This is a genomic window from Ureibacillus manganicus DSM 26584, from assembly GCF_000772945.1.
Lineage (GTDB): Bacteria > Bacillota > Bacilli > Bacillales_A > Planococcaceae > Ureibacillus > Ureibacillus manganicus.
Window position 1 is genome coordinate 1 of the sequence record NZ_JPVN01000075.1, and the last position, 376, is coordinate 376.

At 41.5% G+C, this 376-nt stretch carries 1 protein-coding gene; it reads right to left on the reverse strand.

Going from position 1 to position 376, the window contains the following annotated elements; translation table 11 throughout:
• The coding region (locus tag CD29_RS20570) for an Ig-like domain-containing protein (RefSeq protein ID WP_036190757.1) at positions 1 to 376 on the reverse strand (376 nt) is incomplete at both ends.

Consider the following 376-nt stretch of genomic DNA (forward strand, 5'->3'; position numbering starts at 1 on the left):
CCTTCATCACTTACAGTGGAGCCTGAAATAAACTCTTTGAATTCCCCATTATCCATTGAAATTCGTCCTGTTCCTTCATTAAAGGTTGGGACGAACTGGCTGTTTCGGATTTCTCCATCTACTACACCACTAATGACAGGGGCTTGATTATCCACTGTAAACTTTACAGTTGTTTTGTTTCCTGCAGTATCTGTTACTTCAAGCGTATATTGACCGTTATCTGTAATATCAGTGCCAGATACAAATTCAGTACCTGGTCCACCATCCATCGTTAAGATAGCCGTTCCTTCATTAAAGACTGGGGCTACACTTTGATAATGCTTGCCGTCTTCAACCTCTGTGATGATTGGCGCAGTTTTGTCGATCGTAAATTGGA